21 protein-coding genes are annotated in these 22,772 nt (G+C 71.2%); 12 read left to right on the top strand and 9 right to left on the bottom strand.

Annotation, left to right across the window (positions count from 1 at the left end; translation table 11 throughout):
• The first annotated feature begins 49 nt into the window (after window positions 1–49).
• Window positions 50–1,048, top strand: coding sequence for a TAXI family TRAP transporter solute-binding subunit (locus ACIP63_RS25350; RefSeq protein ID WP_401519673.1), 999 nt, complete (start codon window positions 50–52; stop codon window positions 1,046–1,048).
• A gap of 16 nt (window positions 1,049–1,064) precedes the next feature.
• On the opposite strand, the gene ACIP63_RS25345 is transcribed toward ACIP63_RS25350, so the two are convergent.
• Window positions 1,065–2,459: a sensor histidine kinase gene (locus ACIP63_RS25345; RefSeq protein WP_401519670.1), complete on the bottom strand. Its 1,395-nt coding sequence runs from the start codon at window positions 2,457–2,459 to the stop codon at window positions 1,065–1,067.
• A gap of 14 nt (window positions 2,460–2,473) precedes the next feature.
• The gene (locus ACIP63_RS25340; RefSeq protein WP_393761949.1) at window positions 2,474–3,166 is read right to left on the bottom strand and encodes a response regulator transcription factor; all 693 of its coding nucleotides are present in this window, start codon (window positions 3,164–3,166) and stop codon (window positions 2,474–2,476) included.
• 356 nt (window positions 3,167–3,522) lie between these two features.
• Between ACIP63_RS25340 and ACIP63_RS25335 the strand changes: the two genes are divergently transcribed.
• From ACIP63_RS25335 to ACIP63_RS25295, 9 genes are all read left to right on the top strand, one after another.
• Window positions 3,523–4,308 (top strand): amino acid ABC transporter ATP-binding protein, encoded by a 786-nt coding sequence (locus ACIP63_RS25335; RefSeq protein WP_393761947.1) that lies wholly within the window; start codon window positions 3,523–3,525, stop codon window positions 4,306–4,308.
• Between the two features lie 32 nt (window positions 4,309–4,340).
• The gene (locus tag ACIP63_RS25330) at window positions 4,341–5,264 is read left to right on the top strand and encodes a glutamate ABC transporter substrate-binding protein (protein ID WP_401519665.1); all 924 of its coding nucleotides are present in this window, start codon (window positions 4,341–4,343) and stop codon (window positions 5,262–5,264) included.
• Window positions 5,265–5,405: 141 nt separating this feature from the next.
• Window positions 5,406–6,053 (top strand): amino acid ABC transporter permease, encoded by a 648-nt coding sequence (locus tag ACIP63_RS25325; RefSeq protein ID WP_104789549.1) that lies wholly within the window; start codon window positions 5,406–5,408, stop codon window positions 6,051–6,053.
• Window positions 6,050–6,982 (top strand): amino acid ABC transporter permease, encoded by a 933-nt coding sequence (locus ACIP63_RS25320; protein WP_401519661.1) that lies wholly within the window; start codon window positions 6,050–6,052, stop codon window positions 6,980–6,982. The genes ACIP63_RS25325 and ACIP63_RS25320 overlap by 4 nt, the downstream gene beginning before the upstream one ends.
• Window positions 6,983–7,264: 282 nt before the next feature.
• Entirely contained in the window at window positions 7,265–8,899 is a 1,635-nt protein-coding gene (locus ACIP63_RS25315) for an FAD-dependent monooxygenase (protein ID WP_401519658.1), read from the top strand.
• A gap of 32 nt (window positions 8,900–8,931) precedes the next feature.
• Window positions 8,932–9,018: a putative leader peptide gene (locus ACIP63_RS25310; RefSeq protein ID WP_311605579.1), complete on the top strand. Its 87-nt coding sequence runs from the start codon at window positions 8,932–8,934 to the stop codon at window positions 9,016–9,018.
• 73 nt (window positions 9,019–9,091) lie between these two features.
• The gene (locus ACIP63_RS25305) at window positions 9,092–9,703 is read left to right on the top strand and encodes a cysteine dioxygenase (RefSeq protein WP_401519655.1); all 612 of its coding nucleotides are present in this window, start codon (window positions 9,092–9,094) and stop codon (window positions 9,701–9,703) included.
• Window positions 9,694–10,107: a rhodanese-like domain-containing protein gene (locus ACIP63_RS25300; RefSeq protein WP_401520715.1), complete on the top strand. Its 414-nt coding sequence runs from the start codon at window positions 9,694–9,696 to the stop codon at window positions 10,105–10,107. The genes ACIP63_RS25305 and ACIP63_RS25300 overlap by 10 nt, the downstream gene beginning before the upstream one ends.
• Window positions 10,108–10,382: 275 nt before the next feature.
• Window positions 10,383–11,045 carry a hypothetical protein gene (locus ACIP63_RS25295; RefSeq protein ID WP_401519652.1) on the top strand — a complete coding sequence of 221 codons (663 nt, stop codon included), beginning with the start codon at window positions 10,383–10,385 and terminating at the stop codon, window positions 11,043–11,045.
• 246 nt (window positions 11,046–11,291) lie between these two features.
• Here the strand turns inward: ACIP63_RS25295 and recX are convergent, their stop codons facing one another.
• The 4 genes from recX to ACIP63_RS25275 form a co-directional block, all read right to left on the bottom strand.
• Entirely contained in the window at window positions 11,292–11,984 is a 693-nt protein-coding gene (gene recX, locus ACIP63_RS25290; RefSeq protein WP_401519649.1) for a recombination regulator RecX, read from the bottom strand.
• 3 nt (window positions 11,985–11,987) lie between these two features.
• Window positions 11,988–13,118, bottom strand: a complete 1,131-nt coding sequence (recA, locus tag ACIP63_RS25285; RefSeq protein WP_401519646.1) for a recombinase RecA — start codon at window positions 13,116–13,118, stop codon at window positions 11,988–11,990.
• Window positions 13,119–13,430: 312 nt separating this feature from the next.
• Window positions 13,431–14,576 (bottom strand): AI-2E family transporter, encoded by a 1,146-nt coding sequence (locus tag ACIP63_RS25280; protein WP_401520712.1) that lies wholly within the window; start codon window positions 14,574–14,576, stop codon window positions 13,431–13,433.
• A 196-nt stretch (window positions 14,577–14,772) separates the two neighbouring features.
• The gene (locus ACIP63_RS25275) at window positions 14,773–14,967 is read right to left on the bottom strand and encodes a DUF3046 domain-containing protein (protein ID WP_104789542.1); all 195 of its coding nucleotides are present in this window, start codon (window positions 14,965–14,967) and stop codon (window positions 14,773–14,775) included.
• An 80-nt stretch (window positions 14,968–15,047) separates the two neighbouring features.
• On the opposite strand from ACIP63_RS25275, the gene ACIP63_RS25270 reads away from it, so the two are divergent.
• A complete protein-coding gene (locus tag ACIP63_RS25270) occupies window positions 15,048–15,962 on the top strand; it encodes a hypothetical protein (RefSeq protein WP_401519642.1) in 915 nt (304 codons plus the stop codon).
• Between the two features lie 9 nt (window positions 15,963–15,971).
• On the opposite strand, the gene ACIP63_RS25265 is transcribed toward ACIP63_RS25270, so the two are convergent.
• The 3 genes from ACIP63_RS25265 to ACIP63_RS25255 are packed head-to-tail and all read right to left on the bottom strand — an operon-like array spanning window position 15,972 to window position 17,927.
• Window positions 15,972–16,277, bottom strand: a complete 306-nt coding sequence (locus ACIP63_RS25265) for an AzlD domain-containing protein (RefSeq protein ID WP_401519639.1) — start codon at window positions 16,275–16,277, stop codon at window positions 15,972–15,974.
• Window positions 16,274–17,053 carry an AzlC family ABC transporter permease gene (locus ACIP63_RS25260; protein WP_401519636.1) on the bottom strand — a complete coding sequence of 260 codons (780 nt, stop codon included), beginning with the start codon at window positions 17,051–17,053 and terminating at the stop codon, window positions 16,274–16,276. Before ACIP63_RS25260 ends, ACIP63_RS25265 begins: the two co-directional genes overlap by 4 nt.
• Window positions 17,054–17,063: 10 nt before the next feature.
• A complete protein-coding gene (locus ACIP63_RS25255) occupies window positions 17,064–17,927 on the bottom strand; it encodes an AraC family transcriptional regulator (protein WP_401519633.1) in 864 nt (287 codons plus the stop codon).
• Window positions 17,928–18,028: 101 nt separating this feature from the next.
• On the opposite strand from ACIP63_RS25255, the gene ACIP63_RS25250 reads away from it, so the two are divergent.
• Window positions 18,029–22,741: a DEAD/DEAH box helicase gene (locus ACIP63_RS25250; RefSeq protein WP_401519630.1), complete on the top strand. Its 4,713-nt coding sequence runs from the start codon at window positions 18,029–18,031 to the stop codon at window positions 22,739–22,741.
• Window positions 22,742–22,772: the final 31 nt, after the last annotated feature.

The raw sequence follows: 22,772 nt of genomic DNA, 5'->3' as shown, positions 1-22,772 counted from the left end.
CCCGGATCCGGCCTGGCCAGGACGGGGCACGGCCTGGCAGGATCGCGCCATGCTGCACGCACTGTCCCGGTTCGGCCGGCGACGCACCCTTCAGGGGAGCGCCGCCGCCGTGGTCGTGCTCGGACTGCTCCTGTGGTGGGTGCTCCCGATCGGGGAGGAGGAGCCGAGCGGTTCTCTCACGTTCTCCACGGGCGTACGGAGCGGGGTCTACCAGCGCTACGGACAGCGGCTGGAAGGCGCGCTGGCCAAGGACATGCCCAAGGTGTCGATACGGCTGCGGACCAGCGAGGGCTCGCAGCAGAACATCGCCCGCGTCGCGACGGGGAAGGCCGACTTCACCATCGCCACCGCCGACGCCGTCGCCACCTACCTTGCGAGCGGGAAACCGGGCGCGGGCCGGCTGCGCGGCTGTGTCCGGCTGTACGACGACTACGTCCAGCTGATCGTGCCCCGCGACTCCGGGATCCGTGAGGTCGCGGACCTGCGGGGCAAGCGGGTGGGTGTGGGACAGAAGGGGTCGGGGGTGCTTCTCGTCGCGGACCGGCTGATGAAGGCGGCCGGCGTCGATCCGGCGGAGGACATCACTCCCGTCCAGGCTGGGATCGACACGATGCCCGCGCGGCTGGCGGACGGCCGGCTGGACGCCTTCTTCTGGTCGGGCGGACTGCCGACCGGCGCGGTGCAGGACCTCTCGGAGAAATTCGCGATCCGGCTGGTGCCCCTGGAGGACGCGCTGATCACCCAGCTCCAGGCGGCCGGCGGGTCCACGCGCTACTACCGCTCGGCCGTGATGCCGGCCGACGCCTACCTGCACGCGCAGCAGGGTCAGGCCGTGCGGACGGTCGCCGTCTCCAATCTGCTGATCACCACGGACCGTACGGATCCGCTGACGACCGAGGCGTTCACCCGGACCGTGATCGACAGCCGGGACCGGATCGGCCGCGAGGTGCACTCGGCGCAACTGGTGGACCTCCGGACCGCCATCTACACCGATCCGCTGCCGCTGCACGAGGGCGCCAAGCGCTACTACCGCTCGGCCAAGCCCTGACGGTCCGGGCCCGGGCTCACGCGTGTGGCGGGTTGCGCGGCACGGTGACCGTCACCCGCAGGCCGTGCGGTTCGTGCGTCCCGTAGCGGATCGTTCCGCCGCCCGCCGCGAGCAGAGCGCGCGAGATGGACAGTCCGAGGCCGGATCCCTTGACGTTCTGGTGCCGCCCGCTGCGCCAGAAGCGGTCGCCGACGCGCTCCAGCTCCTGTTCGGTCAGGCCGGGCCCCCGGTCGGCGACGACGACCGTGGCGCCCTCGCCGTCGAGCCCGGCCGTGACCCGGACCTCCTGGCCTTCGGGGGTGAATTTGAGCGCGTTGTCGATGACTGCGTCCAGCGCGCTGGAGAGGGCGATCGGGTCCGCCCAGCCGGTCACCGCTGGGGCCCCGTCCAGGGTCAGCCGTACGCCCTTCTCCTCGGCCAGCGGACGCCATGAGGCGACCCGTTCACCGGCGAGTGCGGCGATGTCCGTGAGCTGGAGATCCGCCGCGGTGTGCTCGGCCAGCGCCAGGTCCAGCAGGTCGTCGAGGACCTGGGCGAGGCGCTTGCCCTCCGTGCGGACCGAGGCGATCTCCTCGTTGCCCTCGGGGAGTTCGAGTGCGAGGAGCTCGATCCTGAGCAGCAGCGCCGCCAGCGGGTTGCGCAGCTGGTGCGAGGCGTCGGCGACGAAGGCACGCTGCTGCTCCAGCACGTCCTCGACGTTGTCGGCCATCTCGTTGAACGAGCGCGCCAGGCGCCGGAGCTCCGGAGGCCCGCCGGACGCGACGACACGGGACCTCATCCGGCCGCTCGCGATGTCGTGCGTGGCCGCGTCCAGGGTCCGTACGGGCAGGAGCACCCATCCGGTGAGGCGGAACGCGGCGCCGACCGCCACGAGCATGGCCACGGCCTCGCCGAGGGCGATGAGCAGCCAGCCGCGCAGTGTGCGGGAGCGCATGTCCCCGGTGGGCGAGTCGGTCACGACGACGGCGACCACGTCCCCGTCGCGTACGACCGGGGAGGCGACGACGATCCGGCCGTTCTGCCAGGGCCAGACCTGGGGCGGGTCGTGGGAGCGACGGCCGAGGAGGGCCTCCGCGAAGGCCTCACGCCCTTCTCCCTCGGTGGGCAGGGTCCAGGAGGCCGGTGCCTTGGCGAGGGCTCTGTCGTCGCGGTAGAAGACTCCGGCCCGGATCCCGTAGACCGAGTCGTACGCCTCCAGTTCGGTCTGAAGGGTGCGCTGCCGCTCCTCGGTGCCCCGGACGGGTTCGTCGACGAACTGGGCCAGCGCGCCGAAGCGTGCCGTGTCGTCGATCCGGTCGATGACGACCCGCTGCTGTTCGGCGGCGGCCACGCGGACGGCCAGCGGGAAGCCGAGGGCGAGCAGCACGGCGGCCATCAGGACGATGAGCAGGGGGAGCAGGCGGGTGCGCACGGGGGCGTACGTCCTCAGGCCGGCGGCGGGACGAGCCGGTAGCCGACGCCCCGCACGGTCTCGACCAGTGCGGGAAGCCTCAGCTTGGAGCGCAGCGAGGCGACGTGCACCTCCAGGGTGCGTCCCGTTCCCTCCCAGCTCGTCCGCCACACCTCGCTGATGATCTGCTCCCGGCGGAAGACCACGCCGGGGCGCTGGGCGAGGAGTGCGAGCAGGTCGAACTCCTTGCGGGTGAGCTGGACCTCCTGGCCGTCGACACTGACCCTGCGGGTGGGCAGCTCGATGTGGACCGGCCCGATCCGCAGCGCCGCGAGCGGGGTCGGCCCGGTGTCCTCACCGGCCGTCCTGCGCCTGGCCACGGCGTGGATACGGGCCAGCAGCTCGCCGGTGTCGTACGGCTTGACGACGTAGTCGTCGGCGCCGAGGTTCAGGCCGTGGATCCGCGAGCGGACGTCGGACCGCGCGGTCACCATGATCACCGGGATCGCGGAGCGCTTGCGGATCTTCCCGCACACCTCGTAGCCGTCCTGGTCGGGCAGCCCGAGATCCAGGAGCACGACCCCGAAGGGCTCCTTCTCGGCCGGCAGCAGCGCCTGGAGGGCCTCCTCGCCGCTGCGGGCGTGCACGACCTTGAAGCCGTGGCGTGAGAGCACGGCGGACAGGGCGGCCGCGACGTGGTCGTCGTCCTCGACGAGCAGCAGTCTCATGACCCCCCTCTCCGCCTCATGTCTTCTCGCGTTCCTTCGCGACGACCGCGAGAACCGTGCGTGACGGTCCACCGGCGTTCCGCCCGGCGAACCTTTCCGTACAGCACCGATTCACGTCATCCCCGTACCAGGGCATCCACGCCGATGACGGGTGGGTCAGTCAAGTCCCTGCCGGTTACCACCAGGTTTCCGTTACCCACCCGGTATGCCGTCGAGCGCCCCGTGGCGTCCCGTTCACGCGGTGTGTCCGGTTGCGGCCGGATCGTTATGCTCAATTTCCGCTCAGATGTAATGACGCTGGTAGCACTGCGTCACTAGGGTCCTTGCCTAACCGAGGAGGACGGAGCAAGAAGCCGATGAGCGGAGTTTCAGTGACCAAGGCCGCCGAGGATGCCGCACCTGCGGGAGACGACCTTGTCGTACTGAGCAACGTCAACAAGCACTTCGGCGCGCTGCATGTGCTCCAGGACATCGATCTGACCATCGCCCGTGGCGAGGTCGTCGTAGTCATCGGGCCCTCCGGGTCCGGGAAGTCCACGCTGTGCCGCACGATCAACCGCTTGGAGACGATCGACTCGGGCGCGATCGCGATCGACGGCAAGCCCCTGCCCCAGGAGGGCAAGGAGCTGGCGAGGCTGCGTGCCGATGTCGGCATGGTCTTCCAGTCGTTCAATCTCTTCGCGCACAAGACGGTGCTCGAGAACGTGATGCTGGGCCAGGTCAAGGTTCGCGGGACGGACAAGAAGACCGCCGAGGAGAAGGCCCGGACCCTGCTGGACCGAGTGGGCGTCGGCGTGCAGGCGGAGAAGTACCCGGCGCAGCTCTCGGGCGGTCAGCAGCAGCGCGTCGCGATCGCACGCGCGCTGGCGATGGACCCCAAGGTCATGCTCTTCGACGAGCCCACGTCGGCTCTCGACCCGGAGATGATCAACGAGGTGCTCGAGGTCATGCAGCAGCTGGCCCGGGAGGGGATGACCATGGTCGTCGTCACCCACGAGATGGGCTTTGCCCGTTCGGCCGCCAACCGTGTGGTCTTCATGGCGGACGGGAAGATCGTCGAAGAGGCAACTCCCGACCAGTTCTTCAGCAATCCGCGCAGCGACCGGGCCAAGGACTTCCTGTCGAAGATTCTGCACCACTGATACCGACGACCTACGACATGAGGATTGTTCACATGAAGCTCCGCAAGTCGGCCGCCGTTGCGGCCATCGCTGTGCTCGCCCTGACCGCGACCGCCTGTGGCGGCAAGGAGGGCTCCGCCGGCGACAAGCCGTCGGGCGTCAAGCCCGGTTCGTCCGAGGCCCCCGAGCTGCCGAAGTACACCGTCGCCACCGGTGTCGACCTCGACTCGCCGACCTTCAAGGAAGCGAAGAAGCGCGGCAAGCTGGTCATCGGCGCCAAGGCCGACCAGCCGTACCTCGGCTTCGAGGACCAGTCGACGAAGGAGCGCTCCGGCTTCGACGTCGAGATCGCCCGGATGATCGCGGCCGACCTCGGTTTCTCGGAGAAGCAGATCGAGTGGAAGACCGTCGACTCCGGCATCCGTGAGACGGCCATCTCCAAGGGCCAGGTCGACTACTTCGTCGGTACCTACACGATCAACGACGAGCGCAAGAAGCAGGTCGGATTCGCGGGCCCGTACTACAAGGCCGGCGCGGACCTCCTGGTGCGCAAGGACGAGACCTCCATCACCGGCAAGGAGTCGGTGAAGGACAAGAAGGTCTGCTCGATCGTGGGTTCGACCCCGCTCCAGGAGATCAAGAAGCCCGAGTACGGCGCGCAGGTCGTCGAGCTGGCCAAGTACTCGGACTGCGTGCAGCAGCTCCTGACCAAGCAGGTCGACGCCGTCACCACCGACGACTCGATCCTCAAGGGCTACGCCGCCGCCAACTCCGGCAAGCTGAAGGTCGTCGGCAAGCCGTTCACCGACGAGCCCTACGGCGTCGGCCTGAACAAGGACGACAAGGTGCTCCGCGAGGCGATCAACAAGTCGCTGGAGACCCACATCAAGGACGGCACGTACAAGAAGATCTACGAGGCGACCCTGGGCCTGTCCGGTTCGGAGTACACCGAGCCGCCGGCCATCGAGAGCTACTGACGCAGCTCCGTCGCTGACGTCCTGTCACTGACGCCACACGCGTGAGTGAGGCGTCCCGTACGCCACCGTCACTGAGTACGGCGGTGTACGGGGCGCCCCTTCCCCTGCCCAGATGCCGCTGACCGCCGACGCGGAGACCCCATGAACGTATTGCTCGACAACTTCCCGGAATACCGCGACGGCTTCATAGGCACCGTGTCGATCACCGCCATCAGCTCGGTCATCGCTCTGGTCCTGGGCGTCGCCATCGCCGGCTTCCGTGTGTCGCCCGTGCCGCCGCTGCGCTTCTTCGGCACCGCCTGGGTGACCCTGCTGCGCAACACCCCGCTGACGCTTCTCTTCCTGATCTTCTTCTTCGTGGTGCCGGAGATCCTCTTCCCGGGCATGAGCCCCTTCCTGCTCGGCTCGCTGGCACTCGGCTTCTACACCTCCTCCTTCGTGTGCGAGGCGGTCCGCTCGGGTATCAACACCGTCCCCCTGGGGCAGGCCGAGGCCGCCCGCTCCATCGGCATGACGTTCGCCCAGACCCTGCGGATCGTGGTTCTCCCGCAGGCCACCAGGTCCGTCATCCCGCCGCTGAGCAGCATCTTCATCGCCCTCACGAAGAACTCGGCGATCGCCGGGGCCTTCAGCGTCACCGAACTCTTCGGGTGGCAGAAGCTGATGAGTGACCGGGGCTACGAGATCATGCCCGTCTTCGTCTGGGTGGCCCTCGGCTACCTGGTCGTCACTTTTGCCATCAGCGGTCTCTTCCGGCTGCTCGAGCGTCGCATGGAGGTCGCCCGATGAGTGCCAGCGTTCTCTACGACGCCCCGGGTCCCAAGGCTGCCGTCCGTAACCGGATCTATGCCGTGGCCGGAAGCCTCGCCATCCTGGGTCTGATCGCGGTCAGCCTGGTGCGGCTGTCCGACAAGGGGCACCTGGCCCCCGAGATGTGGGACATCTTCAACTACGCGGGCATCCGGCAGAACATCGCCGACGCGGTGCTCGCCACGCTCAAGGCCTTCGGTCTGGCGGCTGTCGGTTCACTGATCCTCGGGGTCCTGCTCGCCATCGGCCGGCTTTCCGAGCACAAGCCGGTCCGCTGGGTCGCGACCACCTTCATCGAACTGTTCCGTTCGATCCCGCTGCTGATCACCATCTACGCCATCTGGGTCGGCTTCCTCACCGACTACTCGATGTGGGCCCTGGCGCTCGGACTGTCGGTCTACAACGGCTGTGTGCAGGCCGAGGTGCTGCGCGCGGGCATCAACTCCGTGCCCAAGGGGCAGAGCGAGGCGGCGTACGCCCTCGGGATGAGCAAGACCCAGGTCATGGTCAGCGTGCTGATCCCGCAGGCGGTGCGCGCGATGCTGCCGACGATCATCAGCCAGCTGGTGGTGACCCTCAAGGACACCTCGCTCGGCTTCATCATCCTGTACCCGGAGCTGCTCCAGACGGCGCGTCTGATCGCCTCCAACACCCAGGTCAACAGCCAGTACCCGTACGTCTCGACGATCGCGGTCATCGGCACGATCTATGTCGCGATGTGTCTGCTCCTGTCGGCGCTGGCCACCTGGATCGAGAAGCGTGGGCGGCGGGCCAAGACCGGTATCGCGATGGCCGCGGCCGCCGAGACGCCGGGCATCCTCCCGGTCGGCGGCCTCGCGGCGCCCCGCGCCGAGGACGGCCCGTCAGGCGGGCCCGAGCCGACCGAGGGGACCGCCAAGACCGACTGACGGAGCGGGTGGCCGGACGTCCCGTGAAGGGACGTGCCGGCGTCCCTCCCCACCCTTCGTGACAGCCCGCCGGAACACCGGCGGGCTGTCACTGTTTCCGGATCGCTGAGGCGCGGGAGCTGCATGGGTTGCGTGGGGCGGCAACGTGGGCGCCCGGTCCCGCCGTCGCTTGACGCAAGCACCGGCAGTGGGTTGCATTCGTTCTGTGATCGCGCCCCGAACCACCGCCGCCGCACCCCCTTCCTCCACGGCCACCCCCACCAGCGCCGGAGGGTTCACGCCGTGGACCCGGTGATCGTCGTCGGCGCCGGCCCGGTCGGGCTGGCGCTGTCGCTCGCCCTCGCGGCCCAGGGCGTTCCCACGGTGCTGCTCGACGAGGGCCCGGGGAAGGACGAACCGCGCCCCGCCCGCACCGTCGTGCTGCGCGAGGACACCGCGGACCTGGTGGAACGGCTCGGCTGCCCGGCGCTCCACGACGAAGGGCTGCGGTGGGCCGGCTGGCGTTCGGTGCGGCGTAAGCAACTGGTGCGGGCCGTACCGCTGGGCGAGGAGGAGGGCACCGTACCGCTGCCCTCACCCGTCCATCTGCCCCAGCATGCCCTGGCAGGCGGTCTTCGGGCCGCGGTCGCCGCGCAGAGCCTGGTCACCATGGTGCCCTTCAGCAGGATCGACACCCTGGAGCAGGACGCGCACGGGGTCACGGTGCACACCCGTGAGCCGGGATCGACCTGGTGGCGCGGGAGTTACCTGGTGGGCTGCGACGGCGCGCGGTCCACCGTACGCAAGCTCCTCGACATCAGGTTCCCCGGTCGTACGGCGGTCGAGCGGCACGCTGTCGCGGCGCTCCGCGCCGAACTCCCCTGGCCGGACGAGGCGGTGCTGCACCGGTCCCCGCCCTGGCGCACCGGTGGCGCCGAGGTCACCGCGCGTCCGCTGCCCGACGGTGTCTGGCGGCTGGACTGGCTCCTTCCGCCGCGCGGTGAACTGGTCACCCCCGAAGCCCTGATCACCAGGATCCGCGACACCCTCGAGGGCTGGTGCGGTGAGACGCCGGCCTACGAACTGCTGGACACGGGGGTGTACACCCTCCACCACCGGCTGGCCAGGCGCTGGCGGTCCAAGCGCGCCTTCCTCGCCGGGGACGCCGCCCACCTGCTGGGCGCGCTCGGTACCCAGGGCCTGGACGAGGGGCTGCGGGACGCCGAGAACCTGGCCTGGAAGCTGGCGCAGGCCTGGCACCAGAGTGCCTCCGAACTCCTGCTCGACAGCTACCAGGCCGAGCGCCGGGCCGCCGTCGCCGCCCGGCTGCGCGCCGCCGACCAGTCGCTGCCGATACTGCGGGGCGGCGCGGGCCTCCGGACGCTCGTGCCCGGTACCGCGCGCGGGCACGACACGTTGCTGGCCGATGGCCATCTGGGGTGCGGTCCCCTGGGCGCGCCCCCCGCGTACCCGCACTCCCCTCTTTCGCCTCGACGCGCCGAGGGGCACGCGTCGGTGGGGACGGATCCCGGCGCGCCGGTCGCCGATGTGCGGGTGACCGCGCCCGACGGGAAGACGGTGCGGCTGCGCGACCGGCTGGGCCTGGGGCATCTGCTCGTGATCCTGGTCGCACCGGGCACGGGGGTGTGGGACAGGCGGCACTGGCTGACCGCGGGAGTCATGCCCCGGCTCGTCGACGCGGTGGACGCCCTCCCCGTGAACGCCGAGCTGCTGGTGACCGAGAGCTACCCGGGGGCGACGGCCCACACGGTGCTGCTGGTCAGGCCGGACGGGCACCTCGTCGCGGCCTTCAGCGGGGTGCGGCCCGCCGAACTGTTCGCGGCGGCGGACGCGGCGCGCGGGGGTAGTCCGGACACGGCGCACGGCGACCCGGCGCGCACCACCACGAGCTCCGACCGGACCGCGGACGTCAATTGACCGTCGCAGGCGCACATGGTGTACTCCAGATCATGACCGACACCGATGTGCGCCTGTGGCGGAGGGTCCATATGGACCTCGTCCGCTATGCGGGCTGCGTGTGTCGCCCGTCCTGCTGAATCGCCTTTCCCCGCACACCGTGCTGTTTCGCGCACGCCTGTGCTCCCACGCGAACTTCTCAGGACGGTCCCCGTGTCTGCATCCTTTCCCACCCTGCCCACACCCGCGTCCGAGCCCGCCGTCGGAGCGGGCCCGTCGGCCCCCGCTGCCGACGACCCGGGCGTGCCTGCCGTCGCCGGTACGGGCTCCCCGGCCCCGACCGCCGCGGAACTGCTCGACTTCGTCCGCCGGACCGCGGAGGACTCCGCGCTCGTAGCCTCGCTCCCGCTCGATCCCGAGGGCCGCACCTGGCTCCGGCTCGAAGGTCCCGGCGGCAGCGAGGCGTGGCTGATCGGCTGGCCGCCCGGTACGGGCACGGGCTGGCACGACCACGCCGAGTCGACGGGGGCCTTCACCGTCGCAGCGGGCGCCCTGCGGGAACACTCGCTGGCCGCACGACTGCCCACGGACGGCTGGAAGACCCTCGAACTGAGCGAGGGCATCGACCGGGACCGGCACCTGGCGACCGGGCAGGGCCGGGCCTTCGGCCGCCACCACGTCCACGAGGTACTCAACGAGTCCGGCGACGAGCACGCCGTATCGGTGCACGCGTACTACCCGCCCCTGCCGCGGATCCGCCGCTACAGCCGCACGGGAGCGGTCCTGCGCCTGGAACAGACCGAACGCCCGGAGGACTGGCAGTGAGCGACGCGGACCAGGTCCACGGGAAACCGGTGGGCATCGATGAACTGCTCGACCGGGTACGGGCGGGCTACGAGCGGGTCGGACCCGAGGAGGCCGCAGCCGAGGCTGCCGAAGGTGCGCTGCTGGTCGACATCCGTTACGCGGCGCTGCGCGAGAAGGACGGCCTGATCCCCGGGGCTCTGGTCGTCGAGCGCAACGAGCTGGAGTGGCGGCTCGATCCGCAGGGAAGCCACCGTGCCCCGCAGGCGGTGAGCCACGATCTGCGGGTCGTGGTGATCTGCAACGAGGGTTACGCGTCGAGTCTCGCGGTCGCCTCCCTGCGCGGGCTGGGACTGCACCGGGCCACTGACCTGACCGGTGGCTTCCAGGCGTGGCGCGCGGCCGGGCTCCCGGTAGCTCCCTGACGGAGATCACTGACGCGCCTGCCCCCGTGCGCCGGCGCCGCCGCCACACCGCGCTGGCGGCCCTGCCGCTTCCGATGGCGTTCCGATGGCCGGTGATCGATGGCGGATGCCGGATGACTGGATGACCGGTGCCACGGTCACCCGTCATCCGGCCGCTCACTGGACCGAACGACGCTCCGACCCACCCGAACGCTGCTCCCCGGTGGAGCAATCGCCGCGCGCGACGGACATTCACCTCATCACTGAGGACCGGAATGTACGGAGATGTCGCGCCGATGGAAACCGCTCAGCTCACCCCGGACCAGCTCGACGCACAGGCCTCCCTGCTCCACGGCACCGACGCGTGGCAGCACATCGTCACCGGCTGGGAGCAGACCGCCCGGGAGCCCGCACCCCCGACGGCACCCCCGACCGCACCCCCGGCATCCGCACCGGACGACGAGACGCGGCCCGCACCCCCGCCTGCGGACTGGCGTGATCTGCTGTCCGTGCCTGTCGACCGGCTCGTCGAGGACTCCCTGCGGTCCCTGCCTCCGCGACAGCCGCGCGAGCGCCGGCTCCCCGGGCGCCTCGGCGCCGTACTGCCCGAGCGTCTGCACGCGTGGCGCCGCGTCGGACAGCCTGATGTGCGTCCGTCCACCCATCTGGGCTACGCCCGGCAGATCCTCACCGAGTGGGGCTGGCAGAACACCCCCTACCGCCTGCGCAACACCCGTGGCGCGCGTTGCCTCTGCGGGGCCATGCTGACGGCCCACCGGCTCGGCTACGGGTCGCTCGACACCGTCGACCGTGCCGGTGCGTGGATGATCACCGAGCTGCGCTCGCAAGGCTGGTCCGGCCTGATCGGCCCCTGGAACCGGCACCCCGGCCGCACCGCCGCCGACGCACTGGCCCTGATCGACGCCACGATCCGCCGCGCGTCCCTCGCAGGCCACTGAGCACCGGACTTCGAGCGCTCCTGCCCGGCTGCAGGACACTGAGCACCGGCCTTCAGCCCTCCCCTGCCCGGCACCGGGTGCGGTCCGCGGCGGTGGCCCCCTCCGCCACCGTCGCCGACCACCCCCGTGACCTGCGCGTTCATCCACCAGCCCCTCGGCGCCGGCCGGGCGCCGATCCCCACGCCGGCCCGGCTGCGCGCTCCCCCGCTGCTCCCGCCCCCGCTGCTCCCGCCCCCGCTCCACCGGTCAGAAGGGCTCGTCCAGCCCTTCCACGTCCTCCCCCTCCGCCTCGATCGCCTGACGCACCACGCGCAGGGCCATCCCCTCGCCGTACCCCTTGCGCGCGAGCATGCCCGCGAGCCGGCGCAGACGCTTGTCGCGGTCCAGCCCCCGGGTGGAGCGGAGCTTGCGCGCGACGAGCTCCCTGGCGGTCTCCTCCTCCTGCTCGGGGTCGAGCTGCCCGACCGCCTCGTCGATCACTGTCGGGTCCACCCCCTTGGTGCGCAGCTCCCGCACGAGGGCACGCCGGGCGAGCCCTCGCCCGTGGTGCCGGGACTCGACCCACGCGTCGGCGAACGCGGCGTCGTCGATCAGTCCCACGTCCTCGAACCGCGAGAGCACTTCCTCAGCCGCCTCGTCGGGAATCTCCCGCTTCCGAAGCGCGTCAGCCAGCTGCTTACGGGTGCGCGGGGTGCCGGTCAGCAGCCTGAGACAGATGTTGCGCGCCTGCTCGACCGGGTCTCGCGGTTCCCCCTTCTCGGCCCTCGACGAGGAAGGGGAACCGCTGCTTCTGGAGCGGGAGCGGGAACGACGGCCCGCCCCCTCACCGAACCCGGCCCCCCGGCCGGGCTCCGGGGGACCCCCGGGCGGTTCTGCGGCGTACTCGGAACCGGGGACCGCGCCCGCGTCGGTGCCCGGCCACTCCGTGCGACGCGTCACGGCCTAGCTCTTGGCCGCCGCGGCCTTGGCGGGCTTGGCCTTGGTCGCGGGGGCCGGTACCGACTTGGCGGCCCCGTCGGCCGGAGCCCCCGTGGTCACCGCGCCATCGGCTGCGGGCTCCGCCGCGGCATCCTCGGGACGGACACCGACGCCGAGCTTGTCGAGGATCTTCTTCTCGATCTCGTTGGCCAGGTCGGGGTTGTCCTTGAGGAAGTTGCGGGAGTTCTCCTTGCCCTGGCCGAGCTGGTCGCCCTCGTACGTGTACCAGGCGCCGGCCTTGCGGACGAAGCCGTGCTCCACGCCCATGTCGATCAGACCGCCCTCACGGCTGATGCCCTGGCCGTAGAGGATGTCGAACTCCGCCTGCTTGAACGGCGGCGCGACCTTGTTCTTGACGACCTTGACGCGGGTGCGGTTGCCCACGGCGTCGGTGCCGTCCTTCAGGGTCTCGATCCGGCGGATGTCCAGACGCACCGAGGCGTAGAACTTCAGCGCCCGGCCACCGGTCGTGGTCTCCGGCGAGCCGAACATCACGCCGATCTTCTCGCGCAGCTGGTTGATGAAGATCGCGGTGGTCTTGGACTGGTTGAGCGCGCTGGTGATCTTCCGGAGCGCCTGGCTCATCAGGCGGGCCTGCAGACCCACGTGGGAGTCGCCCATCTCGCCCTCGATCTCCGCTCGCGGCACCAGGGCCGCGACGGAGTCGATGACGATCAGGTCCAGCGCGCCCGAGCGGACGAGCATGTCGACGATCTCCAGCGCCTGCTCACCGTTGTCCGGCTGCGAGAGGATGAGATTGTCGATGTCGACGCCGAGCTTCTTCGCGTACTCCGGGTCCAGAGCGTGCTCCGCGTCGATGAACGCCACCGAGCCGCCGAGCTTCTGCGCGTTCGCCACGGCGTGCAGCGTCAGCGTCGTCTTGCCGGAGGACTCCGGCCCGTACACCTCCACCACACGGCCGCGCGGCAGACCGCCGACGCCGAGCGCGACGTCGAGCGCGGTGGACCCGGTGGGGATCACCTCGATCGGCTCGTTCGGCCGCTCACCGAGGCGCATCACCGCGCCCTTGCCGAATTGCCGTTCAATCTGTGCGAGTGCGGCGTCCAGCGCCTTCTCGCGGTCGGTTCCTGCCATGGGTTCCACCCGATTTGCTTGAGTCGATCGCTTCACGTCACAGACGCTAACCCCTGCCACTGACAATGGGCCTCGACGTCCTCCCGGCCTGTGGACAACTCCACGGTCGGGCCCGGCAAAACCCGGCCGGAATCCCATGAGAATGGATGTTCGATTTCAGTGTCAAGCGCACCACGCCGGACCCACAGGACCGAGGGTAGCCGCTTATATCAGTCGACATCGATCAAGTCAATGAACTGCGACCGATCTCATATCTGATCCGTCCGGTGCCGGTGCCGGTGCAGGCCCCGACCCCGGACCTGTCGGCCGGTGTCACGGATTGCCGTCGGCCGGGCCTCCGGCGTGCCCGCCGCCCGCCATGGCCCGGCGGATCCTCGACAGCACCGGCTCTCCACGGCGCCAGCGGTGGCCGCCCTGCACCCGCGGGTCGTCCATCACGTCGTAGCGCTTCACATACGCGCCCAGGAACGCCTGGAGCGTGGCCACGGCCGGAATGGCGATCAACGCTCCGACGGCTCCCATCAGCGCGGTGCCAGCGACCACCGAGCCGAAGGCGACCGCGGGATGGATGTCGACCGTCCTGGACGTGAGCTTCGGCTGCAGCACGTAGTTCTCGAACTGCTGGTAGACCACGACGAAACCGAGAACCCACAGGGCGTACCAGGGATTGACCGTGAAGGCGATCAGCATGGGCAGCGCGCCGGCCAGGTACGTACCGATCGTGGGGATGAACTGCGAGACGAGGCCGACCCAGACCGCGAGCGCCGGCGCGTAGGGCACTCCGAGGACCAGGAGCAGGACGTAGTGCGCCGCGCCGGAGATCAGCGCCATCAGTCCGCGCGAATAGATGTAGCCGCCGGTCTTGTCGACCGCGATCTCCCAGGCGCGCAGCACCTCTGTCTGCCGGGAGGGCGGCAGTACGGAGCAGAGCGCGCGCCGTAGCCGGGGACCGTCGGCCGCGAAGTAGAACGAGAACAGGAAGATCATCAGCAGCCGGAACAGCCCGCCGAGGACGGTGGTCGAGACGTCGAGCACACCGGTGGCGCTGTTCTGCACGTACTTCTGGAGCCAGTCGGAGTGCAGCAGGCTGTCCTGCACCTCGACCCGGGAGAGCTCCGTGTGGAAGGTCTGGTTGACCCAGTTGATCACCGAGTCGAGGTACTTGGGGAACTCCTCGACCATGTCGACGATCTGGCCGGCGAGCATCGAGCCGAGCAGGACGATGAAGCCGATGCCCGCGATCAGCACGGCGAGGAAGACCAGGAAGGTGGCGAGTCCCCGGCGCATCCCGTGCCCGGCCATGCGGCTGACGGCCGGCTCGATCGCCAGCGCCAGGAAGAAGGCGATGAGGATGTTGGTCAGCAGCCCGATGAGCTGGTAGAAGGCCCAGCTGCTCAATTGGAAGCACCCGTAGAGCGCCAGGGCCATGACCATCGCGCGCGGCAGCCAGCCGGGCATGCGGACGGGGCCGGTGCCGGGCGGCGGACTCGGTGGTGCGGGCGGCGAGGCGGGCGGCTGGGTCTGGGCTGTCTCGTCTGTCGGTGCCACGCGACAAGTCTCGCTCACCGCCGTGACAGCCGGCCCCCCGGCCCGGCAGGGACCGATGCGGGGGACGCGGGTGCCGCGGCCGTGCCGGCGGGCATGACCGCGTCGCTCAGCGCTTGTCCGGGGGCACTCCGACCGCCGAGCAGACCCCGCGCCAGACGTCCTTGGCCTCCCATCCCGCGGCCAGGGCCTCGTGCACCGTACGGCCGCCGAGCTCCGCCATGACGTGATCGCGCGCGAAGGAGTCGGCGTAGGCCTCGCCGAAGTGATCCGCCATCCGTTCCCAGAAAATCGTCAACCGCATGCCCTCAGTATCCCGCTCCTGAGAGTGCAGCCGGGCCGGAGGACCCTGCCGGCGACGTTTTCCCCTTTACGGTCGGTTCCATGGCTGGAACCGGAGCAAATCCCCTCGCCCGCGCCGAGCAGTTCATCTGGCTCACCGCACGCGTCCTCGAACAGCGGCGGTTCGCCCATCTCTTCCTGGGAGGGAGCGCGGACACCGTCGAAACCGCGCTCGACGCCTATCGGAACGAGGACGGTGGCTACGGTCACGCGCTCGAACCCGATCTCCGCGGACCGGTGAGTCAGCCGCTCCACACCGCTCATGCGCTGAGCGTCCTCGACTCCATCAGCCGCTGCGGTGGGATGCGCGTGGAACGGATCTGCCGCTATCTGACGGACGTGTCGACCAAGGAAGGCGCTCTGCCCGCGCTCCACCCCTCCCAGCGTGGCTACCCTGCGGCACCCTTCATCCCCGTCGTCGACGACCCGCCCGCCGAACTGCTGGTGACGGGCCCGGTGGTCGGGCTTCTGCACCGCAATCAGGTGTGGCACGCCTGGCTGTTCAGGGCCACCGACTTCTGCTGGGCCGCCGTCGACGCCCTGGAGCAGTCCCATCCGTACGAGATCGAGGCCGCCGTGGCCTTCCTGGACGGCGTTCCCGACCGTGCGCGTGCCGAGTCGGCAGCCGACCGGCTGGGGCAACTGGTGCGTGAGCAGCGGCTGGTGGTGCTCGATCCCCGGCGCCGTGCTGAGTACCCGGTGGCTCCTGGCTACGCCCCGGGGGAACACCACTTCCCCTACGACTACGCCCGCACACCCGGGTCGCTCGCCCGTCGCTGGTTCAGCGAGGGCGAGCTGGAGAGCGCTCTGGATCATCTCGCGGCCGAACAGGAGGAGGACGGCGGCTGGCCGGTCAACTGGCGCCAGTGGGCCCCGGGGACGGCCCTGGAGGGCCGTCCGATCGTGACGATCAAGGCGCTGCAGACTCTGCGGGCATACGGCCGGGGTCCGCGCTGACCTGCCCGCTCAGAACAGTGCGCGCGCGGCAGCGGTGACCACGACGGCGGTGCCGACGACGACGAGGAAGGGCGCCCGCAGGACGAGGGCGAGCGCCGCCGCGGCGAGCCCTGCCGCTCTGGCGTCCAGCATCAGGTGCTGTCCGTCGGCGAAGGTCTGCTGAGCGGTGAGGGCCGCGAGCAGTGCCACCGGCATGAGTGCCGCCAGCCGCTGCACGAGGGGGCGCTCCAGGACTCCGGCGGGGACCAGGAGCCCCAGGAGCTTCGCGAGATAGCAGCCGGCGGCGGTGAGCCCGATGGCGATCCAGATGTTCATCGGCCCTCCCCGGGCGCCGTGCCTTCGGTGACGGTCCGGTCCGGGCCGCTGCTGCCTCGGCCGTTCAGGAACAGGACGACCGGAGCGGCCAGCGCGGACACCAGTACGGGCGCGCCCGCCGGCAGCACCGGCAGGAGGCCCAGCACCAGCAGGACCGCCAGACCCGCGGTGACGCGCTCCGTGGTGCTCTTCAGCATCGGCGCGAGCAGCGCGAGGAACACGGCGGGACCCGCCGCGTCCAGTCCCCAGGCGGCGGTGTCGCCGAGCGCCTTGGCCCCCAGGGCGCCCCCCAGCGTGGTCAGGTTCCACAGGACGTAGAGGGTGAGCCCGGTGACGGTGAAGCCGATACGCGCGGCCCGCCTGGTGGGCTGGGGCAGCGTGACGGCGGTCGTCTCGTCGATGACCCAGTGGGCGGCGAGGGGGCGCACGAAGCGCGGCAGGGCGAGGAGCTGCGACAGCCGCAGCCCGTAGAAGGCGTTGCGGATGCCCAGGAAGAACGCTCCTGCCGCGGCGGTGTAGGGGTTGCCGCCGGCCGCGACGGCGCCGACGAGAGCGAACTGGGAGGCCCCCGTGAAGACGAGGAGACTCAACGCGCAGGTCTGGAGAAGGCTGAGTCCGGAGCCGGCCGAGGTCACGCCGAAGGCGAACCCGGAGAGGCCCACGGCTATGCCCACGCCGAGTGCGTCCCGGACGACGGCGCCGTCCGGCTTCTCCGTATCCGCGCCCGGGGCACCGAGTGCGCCGGAGCTCTGAGGGGGTGCTGTCTGTTCTGCCACGCCCGGAACGCTAAGGGGCGGGATCCCCGCCGGTCTTGTACGTTCTTGCACGCTCGCGCTGGTAGGCGCCCGGGGGCACTCCGACGATCCGGGTGAAGTGACGGTTGAGATGCGGCTGGTCGGTGAAGCCGACGGCGGCGGCGGCCTCGGCGGGCGGGGCCCCGGCGTCGAGCATGCGTCGCGCACGGCGCACCCGGGCGTCGGTGAGCCAGGTGTGCGGGGGCATTCCGTACTGCTTCTTGAAGGCCCGCAGCAACGCGAACGGGCTGGTGCCCAGCTCGGCTGCGAGCGCCTCCAGGGTGGGCGGCCGCTCCATCCGTTCCTCCAGCGCGGTCCGTGCGCGGACGGCGTCCCGGGCTCCGGCGAAGTGCGGGGTCCTGGGCGGCAGCACGCTGCCGTGGCGGTCGAGCAGCCGGGCCACCAGGACGCGCAGGACGCTGTCGGCGGCCAGGGCGTTACCCTCCTCGGCGGCCCGGTGGACCTCGGTGATCAGACGGGCGGCATACGGGTCCCGCACGCCGGTCTCCGCGAAGCCGACGGTGCCGCGCAGGTTCGTCAGGTCGGCCGCGATGTCGTTGATCACCTGGGCGGAGGGGTAGAGCGTGGCGTACACCCATCCTTCGGGCACTCCGGCGCGGGCGGTGTGCGGCACCTCCGGGTTGATCATGACCACGGTTCCGGGTCCGGCGTGCACGGTGCCGTCGGGGAGGCCGACGTCCTCGACACCGCTGGTGATCGTCCCGAAGACGTAGCCCTCATGGCTGTGACGCGGAAAGGTGTGGCGGACGTAGCGGGCACGCAGCAGATCGAGGTGGGGCAGCTCCGCGTACTGCCAGTACCTCGCCCATTCCTGTGTCGTGTCCACCTCCACCATGCTCGTATTCTCGCAGGTCCGGGCCGGTGGCCGAAGCCCAGAAAGGTGGGCGGCGGCACGTCCACCGGCCGTTGTCGGTGGCGGGGTGCACGATGGGGGGCATGGCCGGTTCCGCACTCGATTCGTTCTCACCCGCGACCCGCAGCTGGTTCGCCGCCGCCTTCGACGCGCCCACCGCCGCGCAGGAGGGGGCCTGGCAAGCCATCGGCGAGGGTTCGGATGTGCTGGTCGTCGCGCCGACCGGATCGGGTAAGACACTCGCCGCCTTTCTCGCCTCCCTGGACCGGCTGGCGGCCCTGCCGCCGCCCGCCGAGCCGAAGAAGCGCTGCCGGGTGCTGTACGTGTCACCGATGAAGGCGCTCGCCGTGGACGTGGAGCGGAATCTGCGTTCACCCCTGACCGGGATCCGTCAGGAGTCGGTACGCCTGGGTCTGCCCGAGCCCGAGGTGCGGGTGGGGATCCGTTCCGGCGACACCCCTCCCGCCGAGCGCCGTTCGATGGCGACGAGGCCCCCGGACATCCTGATCACCACACCCGAGTCCCTGTTCCTGATGCTCACGTCCTCGGCCCGGGATGCGCTCGCCGGGGTGGAGACGGTGATCGTGGACGAGGTGCATGCCGTCGCGGGCACCAAGCGCGGCGCCCATCTCGCCGTGTCCCTGGAGCGTCTGGACGAGCTGCTGCCGCGGCCCGCGCGGCGTATCGGGCTGTCGGCGACGGTCCGCCCGGTCGACGAGGTCGCGCGGTTCCTCTCGCCGCAACGGAGGGTGGAGATCGTCCAGCCCCCGTCCACCAAGGAGTTCGACCTCTCCGTCGTGGTTCCGGTGGAGGATCTCGGCGAGCTGGGCGGCTCCCCCGCCACGGGTGACGAGGGCGGCCAGGCGGAGAAGCCGTCGATCTGGCCCCATGTCGAGGAGCGCATCGCCGACCTCGTGCAGTCGCACCGCTCCACGATCGTCTTCGCCAACTCCCGGCGGCTGGCGGAGCGCCTGTGCAACCGGCTGAACGAGATCGCACACGAGCGGGCGACCGCCGCGTCGGAGGAGGAGCCGGGGGCGGGCGGGCCCCTGCCCGAAGCCCACTCCCCCGCCGAGATCATGGCCCAGTCCGGGGCGGCGAAAGGGGCACCGGCCGTGCTCGCCAGAGCGCACCACGGCTCGGTGTCCAAGGAGCAGCGCTCCCAGGTCGAGGAGGACCTGAAAGCGGGCCGGCTGCCGGCCGTGGTCGCCACCTCCAGCCTGGAGCTGGGGATCGACATGGGCGCCGTCGACCTGGTGATCCAGGTCGAGTCGCCGCCCTCCGTGGCCTCGGGACTCCAGCGGGTGGGCCGCGCCGGGCACCAGGTCGGCGCGGTGTCCACCGGGGTGGTCTTCCCCAAGTACCGCGGCGACCTGGTCCAGGCGGCCGTCGTCACCGAGCGGATGCGCCAGGGCGCCATCGAGGCTCTGCGGATCCCGTCCAACCCCCTGGACGTGCTCGCCCAGCAGATCGTCGCCACGGTCGCCCTCGACAACTGGCAGGCCGACGATCTGCTCGCCCTCGCCCGCCGGGCGGCCCCCTTCGCCTCCCTCCCCGAATCCGCGTTCACCGCCGTGCTCGACATGCTCGCCGGGCGCTATCCGTCCGACGCCTTCGCGGAGCTGCGGCCCCGTGTGGTGTGGGACCGCGTCACCGGTACGGTCACGGGCCGCCCCGGCGCCCAGCGGCTCGCCGTCACCTCGGGCGGCACCATTCCCGACCGCGGACTCTTCGGTGTCTTCCTCGCCGGCGCCGACCCGAAGAAGGGCGGCGGACGCGTCGGCGAGCTGGACGAGGAGATGGTCTACGAGTCCCGGGTCGGCGACGTCTTCACCCTGGGCACCACATCCTGGCGGATCGAGGACATCACCAGGGACAGGGTCCTCGTCTCGCCTGCCCCCGGAGTCCCCGGCCGGCTGCCGTTCTGGAAGGGTGACCAGCTGGGCCGCCCGCTGGAGCTGGGCCGTGCCCTGGGCGCGTTCCTCCGGGAGATCGGCGGGCTGTCCGCCGAGGACGCCCGGCTCCGGCTGGTCGCCGCCGGGCTCGACGCCTGGGCCGCGGACAACATCCTGTCGTACCTCGACGAGCAGCGCCGGGCCTGCGGGCACGTCCCCGACGACCGGACGGTGCTGGTCGAGAGGTTCCGGGACGAGCTGGGCGACTGGCGGATCGTGGTGCACTCGCCGTTCGGTGCCCAGGTCCACGCCCCGTGGGCACTCGCCCTGTCCGCCCGGCTCGGTGAGCGGTACGGCATGGACGCGCAGGTCATGCACGCGGACGACGGCATCGTGCTGCGGCTGCCCGACGCCGACCTGATGGGGCTCGACCTCCTCGACTTCGATCCGGTCCAGGCCGAGGGGAGCGGTGAGGCCGCGGGCGGTGCGGGGCGCGGAGCTGCCGGCCCAGGTTTCCCCGCCGCCGGGTTCGACAGCGAGCAGCCTCCCGTCGGGGCCACCGACGTGGTGTTCGACAAGGGCGAGATCAGCCAGCTCGTCACCGAACAGGTCGGCGGATCAGCCCTGTTCGCCTCACGGTTCCGCGAATGCGCCGCGCGTGCCCTGCTGTTGCCCCGGCGCAGCCCCGGCAAGCGCACCCCCCTGTGGCAGCAGCGGCAGCGCGCCTCCCAGCTGCTCCAGGTGGCCTCCGAGTTCGGCTCGTTCCCGATCGTCCTCGAAGCCGTCCGCGAGTGCCTTCAGGACGTCTTCGACGTCCCCGGTCTCACCGAGCTGATGGGCGACCTGGAGGCGCGCCGCATCCGTCTGGTCGAGGTGACCACCCCCGAGCCGTCGCCGTTCGCCCGCTCCCTCCTCTTCGGCTATGTCGCGCAGTTCCTGTACGAGGGCGACTCACCCCTCGCCGAGCGGCGGGCAGCGGCGCTCTCGCTCGACTCCCATCTCCTGGCCGAGCTGCTGGGCCAGGCGGAGCTGCGGGAGCTGCTCGACGCCGATGTCCTCGGCGAACTGGAGCGGGAGCTCCAGTGGCTGACCGACGACAGGAAGATCAAGGACGTCGAGGGGGTCGCCGATCTGCTGCGCGTGCTCGGGCCCCTCACCGACGCCGAGCTGGCCGAGCGCGGCGCGGAGGCCGCATGGGCCCCGGAGCTGGCGACAGCCCGGCGCGCCATCCAGGTCCGCATCGGTGGAATCTCCCACTGGGCGGCTGTCGAGGACGCGGGCCGGCTGCGCGACGCACTCGGCACCGCCCTCCCGGTAGGAGTCCCCGAGGCGTTCACCGAGCCGGTCAAGGACCCGCTCGGCGACCTCCTCGCCCGGTTCGCCCGTACGCACGGCCCGTTCACCACCACGCAGGCGGCGAGCCGTTTCGGCCTCGGCAGCGCCGTCACGGACGGGGCGCTGCAGCGGCTCGCCGCGTCGAGCCGCGTCGTCCAGGGCGAGTTCCACCCCGCGGGCATCGGCCAGGAGTGGTGCGATGCCACGGTCCTGCGGCGGCTGCGGCGCCGTTCGCTCGCCGCGCTCCGGCAGGAGCTGGAGCCTGTGCCACCCGCCGCGCTGGCCGGCTTCCTCCCCCAGTGGCAGCACCTCGGCGACAACAGCCTGCGGGGCATCGACGGACTGGCCCGTGCCATCGAGCAGTTGCAGGGCGCCCCTGTCCCTGCGTCCGCCCTGGAGAAGCTGATCCTGCCGAGCCGCGTGGCGGGGTACACCCCCGCCATGCTCGACGAGCTCACGACCACGGGCGAGGTCGTCTGGGCAGGCGCGGGCGCACTTCCCGGAAAGGACGGCTGGCTCTCCGTCTACCTGGCCGACAGTGCTCCGCTGCTCCTCCCGCCGCCCCTTCCGCTGGAGGAGACCGCGTTGCACGAGTCGGTTCTCACCGTGCTCTCCGGCGGGTTCGGGCTCTTCTTCCGGCAGATCGCCGATCAGGTCCGGGCCACCACCCACCCGGACTGCACCGATCCCCAGCTGGCCGACGCGCTCTGGGATCTGGTCTGGTCAGGCCGTCTCACCAACGACACGCTCGCGCCCCTGCGTTCGCTCCTCGGCTCAGGGCGCACGGCGGGCTCCACCGCGCACCGCGCGCGGCGCAATGTGCCGCGTGGCCGTTACGGGTCGCTGACCGCGGCAGCCCGTCCCGCGTCCCGCACCGGCCCGCCGACCGTGTCGGGGCGCTGGTCGCTGCTGCCCCCGGCCGAGCCCGAGCCGACCCATCGCGCGCACGCACTCGCCCGGACACTCCTCGACCGCCACGGCGTGGTGACCCGCGGCGCGGTGCAGGCCGAGGGCGTCGAGGGCGGGTTCTCGGCGATCTACCGCATCCTTGCCGCGTTCGAGGACAGCGGTCAGGCCCGCCGTGGTTACGTCGTCGAAGGGCTGGGAGCCGCTCAGTTCGCCATGGACGGTGCCGTGGACCGGCTCAGGGCAGCCTCCACCGCACGCGACCGTGCGGACCCGGGCTCGGCTCCCCGCGCCCTGGTCCTCGCGGCGGCCGATCCGGCCAACGCGTACGGTGCCGCCCTGCCCTGGCCCGAATCACCGGACGGCGCGGGACACAAGCCCGGCCGCAAGGCGGGGTCTCTGGTGGTGCTCGTGGACGGCGAGCTGACGCTCTACATGGAGCGCGGTGGCAAGTCCCTCCTCGCGTGGCCCACCGATCCGGACGACCCGGCGCTCCGGGCCGCGGCGGAGGCGCTCGCGTCGGCCGCACGCGCGGGGACGCTCGGCACGGTCACGGTGGAGCGCACCAACGGCGCCTCCTCCCTCACCTCCCCGCTCGGCCGCGCCCTGGAGGCCGCCGGCTTCCTCGCCACGCCACGAGGTCTGCGGCTGCGCGCCTGAGGACGGCTCCGGCGCGGCCGAGGGACCATGT

Origin of the sequence: Streptomyces sp. NPDC088746, from assembly GCF_044751065.1 — a bacterium.
In the GTDB taxonomy this organism is placed as follows: domain Bacteria; phylum Actinomycetota; class Actinomycetes; order Streptomycetales; family Streptomycetaceae; genus Streptomyces.
Note: the sequence above shows the minus strand (reverse complement) of the source record. Positions and strands in the feature narration are given on the sequence as shown.